Origin of the sequence: Halomonas heilongjiangensis (assembly GCF_002879645.1) — a bacterium.
Classification (GTDB): Bacteria; Pseudomonadota; Gammaproteobacteria; order Pseudomonadales; family Halomonadaceae; genus Halomonas; species Halomonas heilongjiangensis.
On record NZ_PNRE01000051.1, the window covers coordinates 44,009 to 61,417 of the forward strand.

18 protein-coding genes are annotated in these 17,409 nt (G+C 68.1%); 7 read left to right on the forward strand and 11 right to left on the reverse strand.

The genetic code is table 11. The features are described from left to right. Window positions 1-15 precede the first annotated feature (15 nt). From bfr to lptF, 5 genes are all read right to left on the reverse strand, one after another. Window positions 16-498 (reverse strand): bacterioferritin, encoded by a 483-nt coding sequence (gene bfr / locus C1H66_RS11745; RefSeq protein WP_102628071.1) that lies wholly within the window; start codon window positions 496-498, stop codon window positions 16-18. Window positions 499-724: 226 nt separating this feature from the next. Then, window positions 725-931, reverse strand: a complete 207-nt coding sequence (locus C1H66_RS11750) for a (2Fe-2S)-binding protein (protein ID WP_102628072.1) — start codon at window positions 929-931, stop codon at window positions 725-727. Between the two features lie 116 nt (window positions 932-1,047). Further along, window positions 1,048-1,530, reverse strand: a complete 483-nt coding sequence (locus C1H66_RS11755; protein ID WP_102628073.1) for an RDD family protein — start codon at window positions 1,528-1,530, stop codon at window positions 1,048-1,050. Between the two features lie 14 nt (window positions 1,531-1,544). Next, the gene (gene lptG, locus C1H66_RS11760; RefSeq protein ID WP_102628074.1) at window positions 1,545-2,609 is read right to left on the reverse strand and encodes an LPS export ABC transporter permease LptG; all 1,065 of its coding nucleotides are present in this window, start codon (window positions 2,607-2,609) and stop codon (window positions 1,545-1,547) included. Then, the gene (lptF, locus tag C1H66_RS11765) at window positions 2,606-3,688 is read right to left on the reverse strand and encodes an LPS export ABC transporter permease LptF (protein ID WP_102628075.1); all 1,083 of its coding nucleotides are present in this window, start codon (window positions 3,686-3,688) and stop codon (window positions 2,606-2,608) included. The genes lptG and lptF overlap by 4 nt, the downstream gene beginning before the upstream one ends. A gap of 106 nt (window positions 3,689-3,794) precedes the next feature. Here lptF and C1H66_RS11770 point away from each other — a divergent pair, with 106 nt between their 5' ends. From C1H66_RS11770 to C1H66_RS11785, 4 genes are all read left to right on the forward strand, one after another. Next, window positions 3,795-5,321, forward strand: a complete 1,527-nt coding sequence (locus tag C1H66_RS11770; protein WP_102628076.1) for a leucyl aminopeptidase — start codon at window positions 3,795-3,797, stop codon at window positions 5,319-5,321. Window position 5,322: 1 nt separating this feature from the next. Further along, window positions 5,323-5,781 carry a DNA polymerase III subunit chi gene (locus tag C1H66_RS11775; protein ID WP_102628077.1) on the forward strand — a complete coding sequence of 153 codons (459 nt, stop codon included), beginning with the start codon at window positions 5,323-5,325 and terminating at the stop codon, window positions 5,779-5,781. 318 nt (window positions 5,782-6,099) lie between these two features. Continuing rightward, on the forward strand, window positions 6,100-8,961 hold the full coding sequence (locus C1H66_RS11780; protein WP_102628078.1) for a valine--tRNA ligase: 2,862 nt from the start codon (window positions 6,100-6,102) through the stop codon (window positions 8,959-8,961). A 13-nt stretch (window positions 8,962-8,974) separates the two neighbouring features. After that, window positions 8,975-9,712, forward strand: coding sequence for a phosphatase PAP2 family protein (locus C1H66_RS11785; RefSeq protein ID WP_102628079.1), 738 nt, complete (start codon window positions 8,975-8,977; stop codon window positions 9,710-9,712). Here C1H66_RS11785 and C1H66_RS11790 read toward each other — a convergent pair. Further along, window positions 9,709-10,155, reverse strand: coding sequence for an META domain-containing protein (locus tag C1H66_RS11790; protein WP_102628093.1), 447 nt, complete (start codon window positions 10,153-10,155; stop codon window positions 9,709-9,711). The genes C1H66_RS11785 and C1H66_RS11790 overlap by 4 nt on opposite strands. Window positions 10,156-10,250: 95 nt before the next feature. On the opposite strand from C1H66_RS11790, the gene C1H66_RS11795 reads away from it, so the two are divergent. After that, window positions 10,251-10,655: a DoxX family protein gene (locus tag C1H66_RS11795; protein WP_102628080.1), complete on the forward strand. Its 405-nt coding sequence runs from the start codon at window positions 10,251-10,253 to the stop codon at window positions 10,653-10,655. Here C1H66_RS11795 and C1H66_RS11800 read toward each other — a convergent pair whose 3' ends face one another. Next, window positions 10,656-11,096 carry a VOC family protein gene (locus C1H66_RS11800; protein ID WP_102628081.1) on the reverse strand — a complete coding sequence of 147 codons (441 nt, stop codon included), beginning with the start codon at window positions 11,094-11,096 and terminating at the stop codon, window positions 10,656-10,658. A 32-nt stretch (window positions 11,097-11,128) separates the two neighbouring features. Further along, entirely contained in the window at window positions 11,129-11,581 is a 453-nt protein-coding gene (locus tag C1H66_RS11805; RefSeq protein ID WP_102628082.1) for a DUF411 domain-containing protein, read from the reverse strand. A 76-nt stretch (window positions 11,582-11,657) separates the two neighbouring features. On the opposite strand from C1H66_RS11805, the gene C1H66_RS11810 reads away from it, so the two are divergent. Then, window positions 11,658-12,200, forward strand: a complete 543-nt coding sequence (locus C1H66_RS11810) for a DNA-3-methyladenine glycosylase I (RefSeq protein WP_102628083.1) — start codon at window positions 11,658-11,660, stop codon at window positions 12,198-12,200. Window positions 12,201-12,279: 79 nt separating this feature from the next. After that, a complete protein-coding gene (locus C1H66_RS11815; RefSeq protein ID WP_102628084.1) occupies window positions 12,280-13,347 on the forward strand; it encodes a metal-dependent hydrolase in 1,068 nt (355 codons plus the stop codon). A 70-nt stretch (window positions 13,348-13,417) separates the two neighbouring features. Here C1H66_RS11815 and C1H66_RS11820 read toward each other — a convergent pair whose 3' ends face one another. The 3 genes from C1H66_RS11820 to metE form a co-directional block, all read right to left on the reverse strand. Further along, window positions 13,418-14,026 carry an FMN-dependent NADH-azoreductase gene (locus tag C1H66_RS11820; RefSeq protein ID WP_102628085.1) on the reverse strand — a complete coding sequence of 203 codons (609 nt, stop codon included), beginning with the start codon at window positions 14,024-14,026 and terminating at the stop codon, window positions 13,418-13,420. 156 nt (window positions 14,027-14,182) lie between these two features. After that, window positions 14,183-14,941 carry a COG3650 family protein gene (locus C1H66_RS11825; protein ID WP_240618290.1) on the reverse strand — a complete coding sequence of 253 codons (759 nt, stop codon included), beginning with the start codon at window positions 14,939-14,941 and terminating at the stop codon, window positions 14,183-14,185. A 104-nt stretch (window positions 14,942-15,045) separates the two neighbouring features. After that, window positions 15,046-17,343 (reverse strand): 5-methyltetrahydropteroyltriglutamate--homocysteine S-methyltransferase, encoded by a 2,298-nt coding sequence (gene metE, locus C1H66_RS11830; protein ID WP_102628086.1) that lies wholly within the window; start codon window positions 17,341-17,343, stop codon window positions 15,046-15,048. Between the last annotated feature and the right edge of the window lie 66 nt (window positions 17,344-17,409).

Below are 17,409 nucleotides of genomic sequence, written 5' to 3' on the forward strand. Positions count from 1 at the left end.
CGCCGGGGGCGACGGTTACTCGTCGCCGGCTGACTGCATCTGGGTCTGCAGGTAGTTCTCGAGGCCGACCTTGTCGATCAGGCCGAGTTCGGTCTCGATATGATCGATATGCTCCTCTTCGTCCGCGAGGATCTCGCGGAGCAGGTCGCGGGAGACGTAGTCCTGGACCTTCTCGCAGTGCTTGATCGCCTCGATATAGTCCTTGCGGCCTGCATGCTCGAGCTTCAGGTCGCATTCGAGCATCTCGCGGGTATTCTCGCCGATCTGCAGCTTGCCCAGGTCCTGGAGATTGGGGATGCCCTCGAGGAAGAGGATGCGCTCGATCAGCTTGTCGGCGTGATTCATCTCTTCGATGGACTCGTCGTACTCCCACTTGGCCAGCGCCTTGAGGCCCCAGTCCTTGTACATCTTGGCGTGCAGGAAATACTGATTGATGGCCACCAGCTCATTGCCGAGCGCCTTGTTCAGATGCTCGATGACCTTCTTGTCGCCTTTCATCGTATCTCTCCCTAGTGGTCGCGGTCAGGTGTCAGAGGCGTGGCAGCGCGGCGCGCATCGTCCGATGCACGCCAGCATGCTGCAACCACCAGCAGTATTGGACACGACGCCAAAAAAGTCCAATGACGACAAAGAGTTGGGAGAGAATCAACAAGAATGATAGCGATTGACGTTTCGCCGCGCGGCGAGGTCGGGGAAGCCGGGAAGCCGGGAAGCCGGGAAGCAATCAGACCGCGTAGGCCAGGTCGGCGGAGGAATTCGCCATCTCGCTCATCACGGCGTCGCGGGTGATGGTCTTGCCCACGCAGGCGCACTTGCCACACTGGGTGCCGCAGCCGGTATCACGCTGCACCTCGCGCCAGCTGCGCGCCCCTTCCTCGACCGCCTGGCGGATCCTGTGGTCAGTCACGCCCTTGCAAAGACACACGTACATCGACATCACCTCGCCTCTGATTACACTGACGAATGTAAATGATTCGCATAGCCTATCGCAAGCATAGGAAGAAGAAATTCATTCTCATTCGACCTAAGGATGAGAACGAGGTTGCCTCAGCGACGCCGCTGGGGCCTGGGCAGCACCACGACCCGGGTCCCGGAGGCGATGTCCGACCAGCTGCGCCGCTCGGCGTCGAAGAGGATCCAGAGGTAGCCCAACCCGAAGGCGGCCAGTGACAGGCCGCCCACCAGGAAGCGCACCAGGCTCTGGCCCAGGGTGATGGAGCGACCGTCGAGGGTCTGCACCCGCAGCCGCCAGGCCTGCATGCCGAGCGTCATGCCGCCACGTACCCAGAAGAAGGCGAAGAAGGCGAAGGCGCCGGCCAGCAACAGCAGCCGCAGGCTGATCACCTGCACCAGGCCGGCCCCGACCTGCTCGGCCGACAGGCCCAGCACCTGCCTCACGACGACCAGGTGCAGCGCCGTGATCAGCAACCAGATCGCCGCCACCAGGAAGCTGTCGTAGAGCATCGCCCCCAACCGACGGGCGAGCCCTGCCGGCCAGACATCGTCGAGATTGCCGAAGCGTCGTTGCATGGGATGGAATGCCCTCACCCGGTTCGTCGCAGCAGATAGGCCCCCACCCCGGCGCAGATCAGGGTCGGTGCCAGCACCGCCCAGGCCGGGGAGAAGCCGAACACCGTGGAGGCCGGCGCCAGCAGGTCCTGCAGGTACTTGAAGGTCAGGCCGGTAATCACCCCGTAGAAGACCCGCGTGCCGGCGGCCACGCTGCGCAGCGGGCCGAACACGAAGGACGCCGCCACCAGCACCAGCGACCCCAGGGTCAGGGGCATCAATATCTTCTGCCAGAAGTACAGCAGCGGCTCGGTGGCCTGAAGCCCCTGGGCCTGGAGGTAGCGGGCATAGGCCCACAGCTCGCTGGGCGCCTGACTGTTGATGCTCCGCAGCAGGCGGCTGAGCTGCTCGGGGGTCAGGCTGGTCTGCCAGCTCAGGGTGTCATGGTGCTCCACCTCGGTGCGTTCGTTCTCGAAGCGGGTCACCTCGACCCGCTCGAGTACCCATCGGTCTTCCCGCCAGGCCGCTCGTTCGGCGGTGGTGGCCTCGCGTAGCACCTGGTCCTCGAAGCGGTAACGCGTCAGGTCGAGCACGGTGTCGTCGGCACGGATGGCGCCGAAGCGATAGAAGCTGTCGCCCTCGCGCTGCCAGCCGCCGCGCTCGGTGAGTACCGCGCCCTCCCCCTGCATCTGCTCCAGTCGCCAGGCGCTGGCGAACTGCTCGGTGCGCGGACTGACATACTCGGCGATGAACAGCACCACCACCACCACCAGGATGATCGGCTTCATTACCCCCCAGAGAATGCGGGTCAGGGAACGGCCGGCGGCGCGCATCACCGTGAGCTCGTTGCTCGAGGCCATGCTGCCCAGGCCGATCAGGGCGCCGATCAATACCCCCACCGGGGCATACTGGTAGAAGCGCCAGGGCAGGCGCATCAGCAGATAGAGCAGCACCTGGAAGGCACCGTAGCCACCCTCCACGTCGTCCAGGTCGTTGATGTAGGTGATCACCAGGTCGAGGCCGAGCAGCACCACCTGCACCACGACGATGGCGGCCAGGACGTTGCGGGCCAGGTAACGGTCGAAACGATCGGCAATCATCCGCTGATCCCCTTGCGCTGGGCGTGGGCCATCATCGCCAGGCCGAGAGCCAGGAAGGCCCCGTGGATCGGCCACATCCCCACCGCCGCCGGCAGCGCCCCCCGCCCGATGGCGTCCAGCGCCGCCAGCAGCAGGCTCAGGTAGGCGACATGCAGGAAGATCGCCGGCAGCAGCTTGGCGAAGCGCCCCTGGCGGGGATTGACCCGGGAGAGCGGCATGGCCAGCAGGGTGAGGATGAAGACCATCAGCGGCAGGCCGAGACGCCACTGTAGTTGGGCCTTGGCCCGCAGCGAATCGTCGGTGAACAGGGCCGCCGTGCTGGCGTACTCCGGCGAGTCGAGCTCGCGCATGTCATCGGCCTGGGAGAGTCGTACCGCATAGGTGTCGAACGCCAGACGCTCGGCCTCGAAACGCCCCGGGTCGACGCTGTAGCGCTCCCCGTCGGCCAGCACCAGGAAGCGGCTGCCGGTATCCGGGTCGACCGTCTGGTAGCCGCTCGTGGCGCGGGTGACCGTGCTCTCGGGGGTGCCGTCGCGGCGTCGCTGCCGCTCGCTGATGAAGACGCCCTGCATGAGGCTCTGATCGTTACTCATGGACTCCATGTAGGCGGTACGGCCACCACCGAAGTCCTGGAAGCGGCCCGGTGCCAATGCCGAGAAGTCCAGTTGACTGCGCTGCTCCTCGAGCATCACCGCGTTGTGCAGGGCACCCGCCGGCGTCAGCCAGAGGCTGCACAGCCCGACCAGTACCGCCACCAGGGTGGCCGGCACCAGGCTCACCTGCAGCAGCCGGTTGGGGCTGGTGCCACAAGCCACGAGCACCGTGATCTCGCTGTTGAGATAGAGCTGGCCATAGGCCAGCAGGATGCCGAGGAAGAAGGCCAGCGGCAGGATCAGCTCGAGAAAGCCCGGCAGATGGAAGAGCATCAGGGTGCCGAGAATGCTCACCGGGATCTCCCCCTCGGCGGCATCGGTGAAGTAGCGGATGAAGCGACTCCCCATGATGACGAGCAGCAGCACCCCGGCCACCGCGGCCATGGTGAGCAGGATCTCACGGGTCAGGTAACGAAAGATGATCATGCAGCCGCCTTCCATGCATTCGGGCCATGCCTTGGGTACACTGGCGTGACACGGCCGAGTGCCGGCATTATCCAGAATCCCCCTACGCTTGTCTTGTGGAGACACCATGGAATTCCCAGTTCAGACGGGCAATCCCGTCAAGACCGAGACGGCCTGCATCGTGGTACCGGTGTTCAAGGATGGCGACCTGCTGCCCACCGCCGCCAAGCTCGACGACGCCAGCGAGCGGCTGATCGGCCAGGTGATCGAGCGCGGCGATTTCGACCCCAAGCTGGGTAATGTGCAGTTGATCCCCTTCGCCCCCGGCGTGAGCGCCGAACGCCTGCTGCTGGTCGGGCTGGGCAGCCGGGACAAGTGCCGGGAGGGCGCCTTCCGCAAGGCCCTGGATGCCGCCTTCACCGCCCTCGCCGGCCTGCCGGTCGATGACGCCGCCGTGGCCTTCACCGATGTGCCCCTGCCCGACCGCGTCTGCGACTGGAAGGCCCGCATGGTGGCCGAAGCCGCCCAGCGCGCGGTCTACCGCTTCGCCGAGTTCAAGTCGGAGCCGGCGCCGCCGCCCCGGCTCGAGCGCGTCATCCTGCTGGTCAGCGAGAACGGCGACGCCGACGCGGCCCGCGAGGGCGCTCGCATCGGCAAGGCGGTGGGCGAAGGCGTCGCCTACACCCGCACCCTGGGCAACCTGCCGGGCAACGTCTGCACCCCGCGCTACCTGGCCGAGCAGGCCGAGGCCCTGGGCCGGGCCTCCGGTGGCGCGCTCGCCGTCGAGATCCTCGACGAGGAGGCGCTCGAACGCCTGGGGGCCCACAGCCTGCTCTCCGTGGGTCGCGGCAGCGAGCAACCCTCGCGGCTGATCGTGATGCGCTACCAGGGCGCCGAGAGCTCCGACGAGGCCCCCCATGTGCTGGTGGGCAAGGGCATCACCTTCGACACCGGCGGCATCTCGCTCAAGCCCGGCGAGGCCATGGACGAGATGAAGTTCGACATGTGCGGTGCCGCCAGCGTGTTCGGCACCGTCAAGTCGATACTCGCCATCAAGCCGAAGCTCAACCTGGTGGCCATCGTCGCCGCCGCCGAGAACATGCCCGACGGCCGCGCCACCAAGCCCGGCGACATCATCAAGACCCTCAAGGGCCTCTCGGTGGAGGTGCTCAACACCGACGCCGAGGGCCGGCTGGTGCTGTGTGACGCCCTGACCTACGCCGAGCGCTTCGAACCGGCCAGCGTGGTCGACATCGCCACCCTCACCGGCGCCGCGATCATCGCCCTGGGCCATCACGCCACCGGCCTGCTCTCCAACGACGACGACCTGGCACTGGACCTGCTCGACGCCGGCGAGACCGCCTGGGACCGCGCCTGGCACCTGCCGCTGTGGGACGAGTACCAGGAGCAGCTCGAGTCCAATTTCGCCGACCTGGCCAACATCGGCGGCCGCCCGGCGGGGACCATCACCGCCGCCTGTTTCCTCTCGCGCTTCGCCGACAAGTTCCCCTGGGCACACCTCGACATCGCCGGCACCGCCTGGACCTCCGGCAAGCAGAAGGGGGCCAGCGGTCGTCCGGTCGGCCTGCTCACCCAGTACCTGCTCGACCGCGAGGAAGAGGCCCGCAGCGTGGAGAACGGCAACGAGCTGTAGCATGACCCGCATCGACTTCTACATCCTCCCCGACACCACCCTGGAGGCGCGTCTCGGCTTCGCCTGCCGGCTGGCCGAGACCATCGCCGGCAAGGGCTATCGGCTGCACCTGCACGCCGAGGACGAGGCCATGGCCCGGGACCTCGACGACCGGCTGTGGACCTTCCGTCCCGACGCCTACCTGCCCCACGCCCTCGTGGACAGTACCCTGCTCGGCAGCGAGCAGGGGCAGGACGTGCCGGTCACCATCGGCTGGGAGGGCCCGCCGGCGCCGGACGCCGGGGTGCAGGCGATGCTCAACCTGCACCCCGGCATCCCCGAGTGGTTCTCGCGCTTCGAACGGGTGGCCGAGATCATCAACCAGCACCAGCAGGTGCTGACCGCCAAGCGCGAATGCTGGCAGACCTACAAGCAGCGCGGCTATCCGGTCAAGGCGCATCAGCTGCGCGGCCAGGGCTAGCAACGTTAGCGCCTCCGGGCCGCCCGCATTGCCCGGCGTTTGCGGTATTTTCACTGCATATGTCGGCGGCATGGCCCCTTTGGGGTCAGACCCCAGCCGAACCAGCAAGCCCTCTGTCATGCACATAAAGAGCGGCTTCGACACCGCCGGGGTCTGACCCCAAAGGGACCGCCAACGCTGGAGGCTCACTCTCTGCGCGGGCAGTGAGGCTGACGCCAGGCGCCCCCTCGCGTTATAATCACCGCCATTTTTCGTCGCCATCTCCTGCCGTCCGGCCACTTAGCTAGCCGGAGGTGATCATTTCTGGATCCAGACCCCATGGACAAGACCTACCAACCCGAGCAGATCGAATCCCGCTGGTACGAGCGCTGGGAGGCCGACGGCCGCTTCGCCCCCTCGGGCGAGGGCGAGCCCTACTCGATCATGATCCCGCCGCCCAACGTCACCGGCAGCCTGCACATGGGCCACGCGTTCCAGGACACCATCATGGACACGCTGATCCGCTGGCGGCGCATGCAGGGCCACAACACCCTGTGGCAGGTGGGCACCGACCACGCCGGCATCGCCACGCAGATGCTGGTGGAGCGCAAGGTCGCCGCCGAGGAGGGCAAGAGCCGCCACGACCTGGGGCGCGAGGCGTTCATCGACAAGGTCTGGGAGTGGAAGCAGGAGTCGGGCGGCCATATCACCCGCCAGCTGCGCCGCATGGGCGCCAGCGTCGACTGGAGCCGCGAGCGCTTCACCATGGACGACGGCTTCTACCAGGCGGTGCAGGAAGTCTTCGTGCGCCTCTACGAAGAGGACCTGATCTACCGCGGCAAGCGCCTGGTCAACTGGGACCCGACGCTGCACACCGCGATCTCCGACCTCGAGGTGGAGAACCGCGACCAGCAGGGCCAGTTCTGGCACTTCCGCTATCCGCTGGCCGACGGCGTCAAGACCGACGCCGGCCTCGACCACCTGGTCGTTGCCACCACCCGCCCCGAGACCCTGCTCGGCGACACCGGCGTGGCGGTCAACCCCGAGGACCCGCGCTACGCCTCGCTGGTCGGCAAGTTCATCGAACTGCCGCTGGTGGGTCGCCGGATTCCCATCGTCGCCGACGAGCACGCCGATATGGAGAAGGGCTCGGGCTGCGTGAAGGTCACCCCGGCCCACGACTTCAACGACTACGAGGTGGGCCGTCGCCAGGGGCTGCCGCTGATCAACGTCTTCACCCAGGACGCGGCGATCCTGGCCCGGGCCGAGGCCTACGACATCCAGGGCCGTCCGCTGCCCGAGATAGACCCCAGCCTGCCCCAGGCCTACGCCGGGCTCGACCGCTTCGAGGCGCGCAAGCAGATCGTCGCCGACATGGAGGCCGCCGGGCTGCTCGAGCGGATCGAGACCGTCAACAACACCCTGCCCTACGGCGACCGCTCGGGCGACGTCATCGAGCCGCTGCTCACGGATCAATGGTTCGTCGCCGTGGAGAGCCTCGCCAAGCCGGCCATCGAGGCGGTGGAGAACGGCGACATCCAGTTCGTGCCCAAGAACTACGAGAACATGTACTTCTCGTGGATGCGCGACCTCCAGGACTGGTGCATCTCGCGGCAGCTGTGGTGGGGCCACCGCATCCCCGCCTGGTACGACAGCGAGGGCAACGTCTACGTGGCGCGCACCGAGGCCGAGGCCCGCGACAAGCACGGCCTGGCCGCCGACGTTGCCCTGACCCAGGACGAGGACGTGCTCGACACCTGGTTCAGCTCGGGCCTGTGGACCTTCGGCACCCTGGGCTGGCCGGAGAAGACCCCGGAGCTCGCGACCTTCCACCCCTCCAGCGTGCTGGTCACCGGCTTCGACATCATCTTCTTCTGGGTCGCGCGGATGATCATGCTGACCCTGAAGTTCACCGGCGAGGTGCCCTTCAAGCAGGTCTACGTCCACGGCCTGGTGCGCGACGGCCAGGGCCAGAAGATGTCCAAGTCCAAGGGCAACGTGCTCGACCCCATCGACCTGATCGACGGCATCCGGCTCGACGAGCTACTGGAAAAGCGCACCGGCAGCCTGATGCAGCCGCAGAAGGCCAAGGCGATCGCCAAGGCCACCCGCGACGAGTTCCCCGAGGGCATCGAACCCCACGGCACCGACGCGCTGCGCTTCACCTTCCTCTCCCAGGCCACCACCGGGCGCGACATCAAGTTCGACATGGGCCGCCTGGACGGCTACCGCAACTTCTGCAACAAGCTGTGGAACGCCTCGCGCTACGTGCTGATGAACGCCGAGGGCCAGGATTGTGGCGCCTCTCTCGAAGGTCAGGGCGGCGAGGTCGAGCTATCGCTGGCCGACCGCTGGATCGTCTCGCGCCTGCAGCAGACCGAGGCCCAGGTGACCAAAGCGATGGAGGAGTTCCGCTTCGACCACGCCTCCCAGGCGCTCTACGAGTTCGTCTGGAACGAGTACTGCGACTGGTACCTGGAGCTCTCCAAGCCGGTGCTGTGGGACGACGGTGCGAGCGAGGCGGCCAAGCGCGGCACCCGCCGCACCCTGGTGCGCGTGCTCGAGGCGATCCTGCGCCTGGCCCACCCGATGATGCCCTATATCTCCGAGGAGATCTGGCAGCGCGTCGCCCCGCTGGCCGGCAAGGCGAGCGGCGACGGTTCCGAGTCGATCATGAGCGAGCCCTGGCCCGTGGCGGAGCAAGACAAGCTCGACGAGCAGGCGACCCGCGACATCGAGTGGCTCAAGGGGGTGATCGTCGCCGTGCGCAACGTTCGCGCCGAGATGAATATCGCCCCGGGCAAGCCGCTGGAGGTGCTGCTGACCAAGGGCAGCGCTGCCGACCGCGAGCGGCTGGAGGCCAATCGTCCGTTCCTCGCCAAGCTGGCCAAGCTGGAGAGCGCCAACTGGCTCGATGACCCGGCCCAGGCCCCGCTCTCGGCCACCCAACTGGTCGGCGACATGGAGGTGTTGGTGCCCATGGCCGACCTGATCGACAAGGAGGCGGAGCTTGCCCGCCTGGCCAAGGAAATCGACAAGCAGGACAAGCTGATCGGCGGCATCGAGAAGAAGCTCGGCAACGAGAGTTTCGTCGCCAAGGCGCCGGAAGCGGTGGTCGAGAAGGAGCGCGGCAAGCTCGCCGACTTCCAGGCCACCCGCAACCTGCTGGTCGAACAGCGCGACAAGATCGCCGCCCTGTGAGGAAACGAACTCCATGATGACGCCGACCAGGCCGACCTTCTCGCTCGGCCGCATCCTGCTCTTCAATCTGCTGGGGGCGGCCCTGATCACGAGCTGGCTCTATCCGGGGCTGTCCTTCTGGGATGAGCTCGACGACGCCGTCTTCTTCCTCACCAATGCCTGGCTGGAGGACGTCAATACCCTCTGGGTGACGATCGTGGCCGCCACCAACCACCGGCTGTTCGACGTGTTCAGCCTGCTGGTGCTGCTGGGCATCTACCTGTGGGCGATCGGCCGCGACCCGGAGCCACGGCACCGGCTGCTGCGCTGGGGTGGCACCGGCGTCACCATGCTGCTGGCCGCGGTGTTCATCGCCCAGGGGGTCCGGCTGGTGGTGCCCTACACCCACCCGAGCCCGACGGTGGTGTACGAGGGAGCCAACCTGGTGACCGAGATGGTGGGGTTCTCCACCAAGGACAGCTCCAGCTCGAGCTTCCCCGGTGACCACGGCGTGAACCTGCTGCTCTTCACCGCCTTCATGTGGCGCTTCGCCGGCCGCAAGGTAGCCCTGGCAGGCCTCCTGGCGGCCGTGCTGCTCAGCGCCCCGCGCATCCTCAGCGGTGCCCACTGGTTCAGCGACGTCTATTTCGCCGCCGTGGCCATCAACCTGGTCATCGCCCCCTGGATCCTGCTCACCCCGCTGGGCCCGTACCTGTCCCGTGCCATCGCCGCGGGACTGGTGAAGGTGAAAGCCGGCGTGACCGGCGGCTAATTGGCGCGTTGGAAGCCACCCAACACCCGCTGATCCGGACCGAAGAACACCAACCGGTCGTGGTCGATCAGGTAACGGTAGGCGTTCTCCATCATCGCCGTGACGCGCCGGGCGTCCTCCGCCTGGGGGCAGGCACGACGCGTGGTGGCGAGCTCGGTGAACTCGATGCGATTGCTGGCGTCCAGTCGCACCCGGCCATTCAGCTGGTTACAGCCGTCACTGCCGCTCACCCTGCCGTCCGGCGCGACCACGAAGTGCGGTGTCTCGGGCATCGAGAGGCGCTCGTCGGTGCCCACCAGCAACAGGTTCCAGCGCGGCCCCACGACCGGGCCTTCCAGCTCGGCCGACCGGCCCCCGACGTCGGGGGCTGGCTGGCTGCTGCAGGCGGCCAGCATGAGGGCGCCCGACATCAGGGCGAGTGACTTGGCTAAACGATTGATCATCATGGTATCTTCCTTGAGGCTCATGGCGCCAAGCTTGCATCAACCGGCGCGTGTAGACAATTCCCCCTCTCCTGCCGCCCGACAAGGACCTCGTCATGCTTCATGCCCTTCACAATGACGCCCTCGGCAAGCTGATCCTGCGCCTCTCGGTGGCCGGCCTGATGCTGCTCCACGGCGTCGCCAAGCTGCTCAATCCCGGCAGCCTGACCTGGATCGGCGATACCCTCGCCGGCCAGGGCCTGCCCAGCTTCCTCGCCTATGGCGTGTTGCTCGGCGAGGTCGTCGCCCCGCTGATGGCGCTGATCGGCTGGCAGACCCGGATCGCCGGCCTGCTGATGGCCGCCAACATGGTGGTGGCGATCTTCCTGGCCCATATGCACCAGCTCACCGAGTTCACCAGCAGCGGCGGCTGGGCCCTGGAGCTGCAGGGGCTCTACCTGTTCGGCGCCGTGGCCCTCGTCTTCCTCGGCAGCGGGCGCATGGCCTGGCGCCCGGATTGATCACCAGGTGCCGGTATTGTCCATCGACACCCAGGGCTCCTTCGGGGGCAGGGCGTCGCCCTTCTGCAGCAACTCGACGGAGATGCCGTCGGGGCTCCTGACGAAGGCCATGTGGCCATCCCGCGGTGGGCGGTTGATGGTCACCCCTCCTGCCTGCAGCTTCTCGCAGAGGGCATAGATGTCGTCGACCCGATAGGCCAGGTGGCCGAAATTGCGGCCTCCGGTGTACGCCTCCGGGTCCCAGTTCCAGGTCAGCTCCAGCTCCGGCGCCTGGAGCTCGGTGGAGCGTGCCTCGTCCTCCGGGGCGGCGAGAAAGACCAGGGTGAAGCGTCCCTTCTCGTTCTCCTTGCGCCGCACCTCCTTGAGCCCCAGCAGGTCGCAGTAGAAGTGCAGCGAGGCGTCGAGGTCGCTGACGCGGACCATGGTGTGCAGGTACTGCATGGCGGTTCCTTCTTCGATGATGATGCGTGAGCTCAGTCGTGGGCGTAGTCGCTGAAGACCGTCGGCGTGCGATCGTCATGGTGCCAGCCCAGCACGGCGTAGTCGTCGAAGCGGCCGGTCTCCATGCCCGGCGAGCCGTGGGGCATGCCCGGCACCGCCAGCCCCGCCACGTCGGGACGCTCCTCGAGTAGCCGCCGGATATCGGCGGCGGGCACATGCCCCTCGATCACGTAGCCGTCCACCACGGCGGTATGGCAGGACGCCAGCTCCGGGGTGACGCCATGCTCGAGCTTCACCGCACGCATGTCACGGGTCTCGTGCACGCGCACCTCGAAGCCTTCCGCCTCCAGGTGCTCGGCCCAGGCGCTGCAGCAGCCGCAGTTGGGGTCCTTGTGCATCTCCACCTGGGGGGCTTCGCCCCAGGCGAAGGAGGTGGACAGGGCGAGCAGGGTGCCGGCCAGGACCGGGTACGACCTTGACGTCATGGTGTAGTCTCCTGTGATGAGCGCAAGCGCCGATGTCGGCATCCTGACAACCCTTGCCAATCCCGCGAGAGAGTCTATGAGCCACTACTGTGACCAGGCACCGGGACATCCGTTTCACGGCCCCTACCACGACCACGAATACGGCTTCCCGGTCGCCGACGACCGGCTGCTCTTCGAGCGCCTGGTCCTGGAGATCAACCAGGCGGGCCTCTCCTGGCTCACCGTGCTGAAGAAGCGCGACGCCTTCCGAGACGCCTTCGAGGGCTTCGCGATCGAGCGGATCGCCGGCTATGGCGACGCCGATCGCGAGCGCCTGCTGACCGACGCCGGCATCATCCGCAACCGCCTCAAGGTCGATGCCGTGATCCACAACGCCGGCGTGGTCCTCGAGCTGCAGCGGCGCCATGGCAGCTTCCGGGACTGGTTGGCGCATCACCATCCGCTGACGCACGCCGACTGGGTCAAGCTGTTCCGGCGCACCTTCCGCTTCACCGGGCCGGAAATCGTCGGGGAGTTCCTGATGAGCACCGGCCACCTGCCCGGCGCCCACCGCGACGACTGCCCGGTCCACGCCCGCATCCTCGCGGCCGGCCCCCCTTGGGCATGCCCCAGTTCCTGAGCCGTGATCCGACGGGAACCGGCGACGGCGGCGTGGCATCATAGTGGACGCTTCCCGGGCTACCGAAGGATTACCCTCGATGGATTCGCTTACCCAGGCCGCGCTGGGCGCGGCGGTCGGCGGTGCCGTGCTCGGCCGCCGGCTGGGCCGCAAGGCGGTGCTGATCGGTGCGGTACTGGGCACCCTGCCCGACCTGGACGTGGTCATCGACTACGGCGATGCCGTGGCCAACATCACCGAGCACCGTGGCTTTTCCCACTCGCTCTTCGTGCTCTCGGGACTGGCCACCCTGTTGGCCCTGGTCGCCGCCCGCTTCGCTCCCGCCCGGGACATTTCCTTCCGCCGCTGGTGGGCCTTCTTCGGGCTCTGCCTGGTCACCCATCCGCTGCTGGACGCCCTGACCACCTACGGCACCCAACTGTGGTGGCCGCTGGACATGCGCCCGACGGCCTGGCCGATCGTGTTCATCATCGACCCGCTCTATAGCCTGCCGCTGCTGGTGGGCATCGGCGTGGCGCTGGCCGGCGGCAACGGACGTCGCGGCCCCACCTGGGGCCTGGCGCTCTCCACGACCTACCTGGTGTTCGCCATGGGCGCCAAGACCTACGTCGAGCAGCGTCTCGAGCCGGTGCTGGCCGGTCACGGCCTCGAGGAGGCCCCGCGGCTGGTCCAGCCGACGCCCTTCAATACCCTGCTGTGGCGGGTGACGGTGGTCGACGGCGACCGGCACCACGAGACCCTGGTCGGGCTCCTCGACGGCGATACCCGGCCGGAACTGGAGACCTACAGTCGCGGCGCCGAGCTGGAGCCGGTGGCGCTGGCGAGCCGGCGTGGCGCCCGCCTCGACTGGTTCGCCGGCCCCTTCCTGCGCTATGAGGTGCTCGAGCTCGGCGGCCGGGAGACCCTGGTGGCCACCGACCTGCGCCTCGGCTTCCCGGGCTTCCACCCCTTCGGCTTCACCCTGGCGATTCGCGACGGGGACGAGTGGCAGCCGCTGGATACCCCCGAGCCGCTGCCGGCGCCCACCCGCAGCAACCGGGATGCCATCGGGCGGCTCGGGGCACGCATCCTCAGCCCGGAGCCGGCGCTGTGCACCAGCGACTTCGTCGCCAGCCACTGGATCGTCAGCACACCCAGCCAGTGCTGAACGGCGCCCATGACGAGGCGGGGCGGCCATCTGGCCGCCCCGCGGTGCCGAAGCGCACGAATCGATCCGCTTACAGGGACTCGACCAGGCCATCGATGGCCTGCCTCGCCTCCTTGAGGGCCGCGTCGCGGTGGCCCTCGCCCATGGCGAGGCCCTCGGCGTAGACCACGTCGACCTCAGTGATGCCGATCAGGCCGAGCATGCTCTTCAGGTGCGGCGTCTGGCTGTCCAGCGGCGTGCCGGCGTACTGCCCGCCGCGGGTCGCCAGGATCACCGCCCGCTTGCCCTCGACCAGCCCCTGGGGGCCCTGCTCGGTGTAGCGGAAGGTCTCGCCGGCGCGCAGCACCCGGTCGAACCAGGCCTTGAGCTGTGACGGTATGCCCAGGTTGTAGAGCGGCACCGCCAACACCAGCACGTCGTGGTCACGCAGCTCGGCGATCAGGGCATCGGAGCGGCCCGCCAGCTCGCGTTGCTCGACCGTGCGTTCGGCCGCCGGCACCTGCCAGCTGCCGAGTTCGGCGAGGCCGAGGTGGGGCAGCTCGTCGGCCACCAGGTCGCGGTTGGTCACCTCGAGGCCATCGCGCTCGACGGCGCGGGCCGAGAAGTGTTCGGCCAGGGCGATGGACTGGCCCTGGTTGCCCAGGATCGAGGACGTGATGACGAGGGCGCGGGTAGTCATGGCGATCTCCTTGTGTCGTTAACAGGATAATGATCGCCATTCTAGGTGTATTTTTTACAACGAAAAGCGCAAAAATCCGCGCATTATATTCGAGAAAATCGAAAGCCAGAGGCCTTCAGGCGCGTCGCGAGCGAACACAGGTCGTGCGCGTCCGCATCAGGGGGCGATGCCCTGGCCACAGCCCCGATAGGTTTCACCGTCGATGGTCAGGGTCACCCGGGCCGGGAAGGGCTCGCCGCTCATGTCGTCGAAGCAGGCCTGCCCCTCGATGCGCAGCTCGAAGGGGGTGTCCGCCCGGCCGCTGGCCAGGATCACCCGTCCCTCGCCGTTGTCCAGGGTGGTGACCCGATACGGCAGGGTCAGTTGGCGGTCGCCGTAGTCGAGCAGCAGGTCGATCTCGGCCTCGTTGCTGGGCAGGCTGGCCATCCAGCCCGGCTCGTTGCCCCGGGCATGGAACATCACATCGGGGCGGTCCCGGCGGGTCAGGGCGGTGCGCTTGATGTGCGCCTGGCACGCCAGGCGCCCGGTAGGGCTCTCGACGACCGCCTCCTCGCCCTTGTTCCAGAAACTGAGTTCGCCCTGCTGGTAGCGGGCCCCCCTGGCGACCACCGCCGGCTGCAGCCGCCAGGCGCCGTGGGCCGACCACAGCCGCAGCTCGTCGTCGGGATGCGCGGTGACCAGGTCCTGGGCCGGGGTGCAGCGCCAGCCGACGAACGCCTCGGCGCCGCCGGCGAAGAAGGCCGAGGGCATCAGCGGTGCCGTGGGCTGCACGACCTTGCCATCGGCGGCGGCGGTGCGGTCGGCGACCTCCGGGCGCCCCTCGCCACTCGGGGCGGCGGCGCAGCCGGCCAGGAGCAGGGCGGTGCCGAGCAGCGGCGGCAGACGGCGGGCGAGGGTCATGGCAGAACGGGACATGGCGGCTCCTTGCGTGGTGTGTCGTATTCCTGCGCGAGCCCAGAATACCAGCCGCCGATGCCTCGCGCTCAGGCCAACCGCCCTTCCCCGCTCAACGCCCGGCCTCAGCCATGGCGCCGCCTCAGCCCCCGCGCGGCCTCGACCATGTTGGCCAGCGCCGGCTCCACCTCCGCCCAGCCGCGGGTCTTGAGGCCACAGTCCGGGTTGACCCAGAGCCGCTCCGGCGGGATGCGCTCGGCCGCCTTCTCCATCAGCTGCACCATCCAGTCCACCTCGGGAATGTTCGGCGAGTGGATGTCATAGACCCCCGGGCCGATCTCGTTGGGGTAGGCGAAGTCCTGGAACGCCTCGAGCAGCTCCATGTCGGAGCGCGAGGTCTCGATGGTGATGACATCGGCATCCAGCGCGGCGATGGCGGCGATGATGTCGTTGAACTCCGAATAGCACATGTGGGTGTGGATCTGGGTCGCGTCGCGGGCCACCGCGGCCGACAGCCTGAAGCATGCCACCGCCCAGTCGAGGTACGCCTGCCACTCGCCGCTGCGCAGCGGCAAGCCCTCGCGCAGGGCCGGTTCGTCGATCTGGATCGCCCGGATGCCGGCGGCCTCCAGGTCGCGCACCTCGTCGCGCAGCGCCAGGGCGATCTGGCGGCAGGTGGTCTCGCGGGGCTGGTCGTCGCGCACGAAGGACCACTGCAGCATGGTCACCGGCCCCGTCAGCATGCCCTTCATGGGACGCTCGGTGAGCGACTGGGCATACTCGCTCCAGCGCACCGTCATCGGGCCGGGGCGGCTGACGTCGCCGAAGATCACCGGTGGCTTGACGCAGCGCGAACCGTAGCTCTGTACCCAGCCGTAGCGGGTGAAGGCATAGCCCTCGAGCCGTTCGCCGAAGTACTCGACCATGTCGTTGCGCTCGGCCTCGCCGTGCACCAGCATGTCGAGCCCCAGCGCCTCCTGGCGCGCCACGGCATGGGCGATCGCCTCGCGCATCCGCGCCTCGTAGGCGCCGGGCTCCAGCTCCCCGGCCTTGACGGCACGGCGGGCCGCACGGATCTCCGCCGTCTGGGGGAAGGAGCCGATGGTGGTGGTGGGATAGAGCGGCAGCCCCAGAGCCCGGCGCTGGGCCTTGGCGCGTACCGGATAGGGACTGGCACGTTCGGTATCGGCGGCACTCACCCTGGCCAGGCGCTCGGCCACCGCCGGCCGGTGGATGCGCACAGAGTCCCGGCGGGCCTGCAGGGCCAGGGTGGCGGCCTCGACACGCTCCCGGTCCTGCGCCGTGGCGCGGCCATCGAGCAGGTGCGCGAGCGTCACCACCTCGTCGAGCTTCTGGCGGGCGAAGGCCAGCCAGCTCCTGAGCTCGGGGTCGAGTTCGGTCTCGGCCTCGAGGTCCACCGGGACGTGCAGCAGCGAGCACGACGGGGCCAGCCACAGCCGCTTGCCCAGACGCATGCGGGCCGACGCGAGGCGCTCGCGCAGCAGCGCCAGGTCGGCACGCCAGATGTTGCGGCCGTCGATGGCCCCCACCGACAGCACCTTGTAGCCGGGTAGCCGGTCGAGCACCGCCTCGAGCTGCTCCGGGGCGCGCACCGCATCGATGTGCAGGCCCTCCACCGGCAGGTTCACCGCCAGGTTGAGGTTCTCGCCCAGGCCGCCGAAGCAGGTGGCCAGCAGCAGCTTGACCGGCACGCGGCCCAGCACGCTGTAGGCCGCCTCATAGGCCTGCTGCCATTCGCGGGGGAGATCCTGCACCAGGGCCGGCTCGTCGAGCTGCACCCACTCCACGCCCTGCTCGGCCAGCCGCGCGAGAACCTCGCTGTAGACCGGCAGCACCGCCTCCAGCAGGCTCAGCCGGTCGAGTCCCTCGTCCCGGGCCTTGGCCAGCCATAGCCAGGTCAGCGGCCCCAGCAGGGTGACCTTGACCGGGTGGCCGGCGGCCCGGGCCTCCGCCACCTGATCGAACAGCCGGGAGCTCGCCAGGCGGAAGGACTGGCCGGCGTGCAGCTCCGGTACCAGGTAGTGGTAGTTGGTATCGAAGTACTTGGTCATCTCGCAGGCCGCCGCCGGGGTGCCGGTCGGCGCGCGCCCCCGGGCCATGCGGAAGGCGGTGTCCAGCGACACCTCGCCCCGGGCCACCTCGTCGTCGGCCGCGAAGCGGCCCGGCACCGCCCCGAGCAGTATCGAGACGTCGAGCACCTGGTCGTAGAAGGCGAAGTCGCCCACCGTCACCAGGTCGAGCCCCGCCTCGCGCTGGGCCGCCCAGTGGCGCTCGCGCAGCGCCCGGCCGGTGGCTTCCAGGGCCTCGAGGTCGGTCTCGCCCCGCCAGTAGGCCTCGGTGGCCGTCTTCAGCTCGCGGTTCGCGCCGATGCGCGGATAGCCGGCAATATGAGCCAAGGTCATGGTGAGATCCTTTTTGCATGAATGATGCGATAAAGGATCGCTGGCCGTGAATGGTGAATCAAACTA

Excerpts from the sequence above, each read along its gene's own strand:
- bfr (WP_102628071.1), bottom strand. The coding sequence starts at position 498 with ATGAAAGGCGACAAGAAGGTCATCGAGCATCTGAACAAGGCGCTCGGC.
- C1H66_RS11750 (WP_102628072.1), bottom strand. The coding sequence starts at position 931 with ATGTACGTGTGTCTTTGCAAGGGCGTGACTGACCACAGGATCCGCCAG.
- C1H66_RS11755 (WP_102628073.1), bottom strand. The coding sequence starts at position 1,530 with ATGCAACGACGCTTCGGCAATCTCGACGATGTCTGGCCGGCAGGGCTC.
- lptG (WP_102628074.1), bottom strand. The coding sequence starts at position 2,609 with ATGATTGCCGATCGTTTCGACCGTTACCTGGCCCGCAACGTCCTGGCC.
- lptF (WP_102628075.1), bottom strand. The coding sequence starts at position 3,688 with ATGATCATCTTTCGTTACCTGACCCGTGAGATCCTGCTCACCATGGCC.
- C1H66_RS11770 (WP_102628076.1), top strand. The coding sequence starts at position 3,795 with ATGGAATTCCCAGTTCAGACGGGCAATCCCGTCAAGACCGAGACGGCC.
- C1H66_RS11775 (WP_102628077.1), top strand. The coding sequence starts at position 5,323 with ATGACCCGCATCGACTTCTACATCCTCCCCGACACCACCCTGGAGGCG.
- C1H66_RS11780 (WP_102628078.1), top strand. The coding sequence starts at position 6,100 with ATGGACAAGACCTACCAACCCGAGCAGATCGAATCCCGCTGGTACGAG.
- C1H66_RS11785 (WP_102628079.1), top strand. The coding sequence starts at position 8,975 with ATGATGACGCCGACCAGGCCGACCTTCTCGCTCGGCCGCATCCTGCTC.
- C1H66_RS11790 (WP_102628093.1), bottom strand. The coding sequence starts at position 10,155 with ATGATCAATCGTTTAGCCAAGTCACTCGCCCTGATGTCGGGCGCCCTC.
- C1H66_RS11795 (WP_102628080.1), top strand. The coding sequence starts at position 10,251 with ATGCTTCATGCCCTTCACAATGACGCCCTCGGCAAGCTGATCCTGCGC.
- C1H66_RS11800 (WP_102628081.1), bottom strand. The coding sequence starts at position 11,096 with ATGCAGTACCTGCACACCATGGTCCGCGTCAGCGACCTCGACGCCTCG.
- C1H66_RS11805 (WP_102628082.1), bottom strand. The coding sequence starts at position 11,581 with ATGACGTCAAGGTCGTACCCGGTCCTGGCCGGCACCCTGCTCGCCCTG.
- C1H66_RS11810 (WP_102628083.1), top strand. The coding sequence starts at position 11,658 with ATGAGCCACTACTGTGACCAGGCACCGGGACATCCGTTTCACGGCCCC.
- C1H66_RS11815 (WP_102628084.1), top strand. The coding sequence starts at position 12,280 with ATGGATTCGCTTACCCAGGCCGCGCTGGGCGCGGCGGTCGGCGGTGCC.
- C1H66_RS11820 (WP_102628085.1), bottom strand. The coding sequence starts at position 14,026 with ATGACTACCCGCGCCCTCGTCATCACGTCCTCGATCCTGGGCAACCAG.
- C1H66_RS11825 (WP_240618290.1), bottom strand. The coding sequence starts at position 14,941 with ATGTCCCGTTCTGCCATGACCCTCGCCCGCCGTCTGCCGCCGCTGCTC.
- metE (WP_102628086.1), bottom strand. The coding sequence starts at position 17,343 with ATGACCTTGGCTCATATTGCCGGCTATCCGCGCATCGGCGCGAACCGC.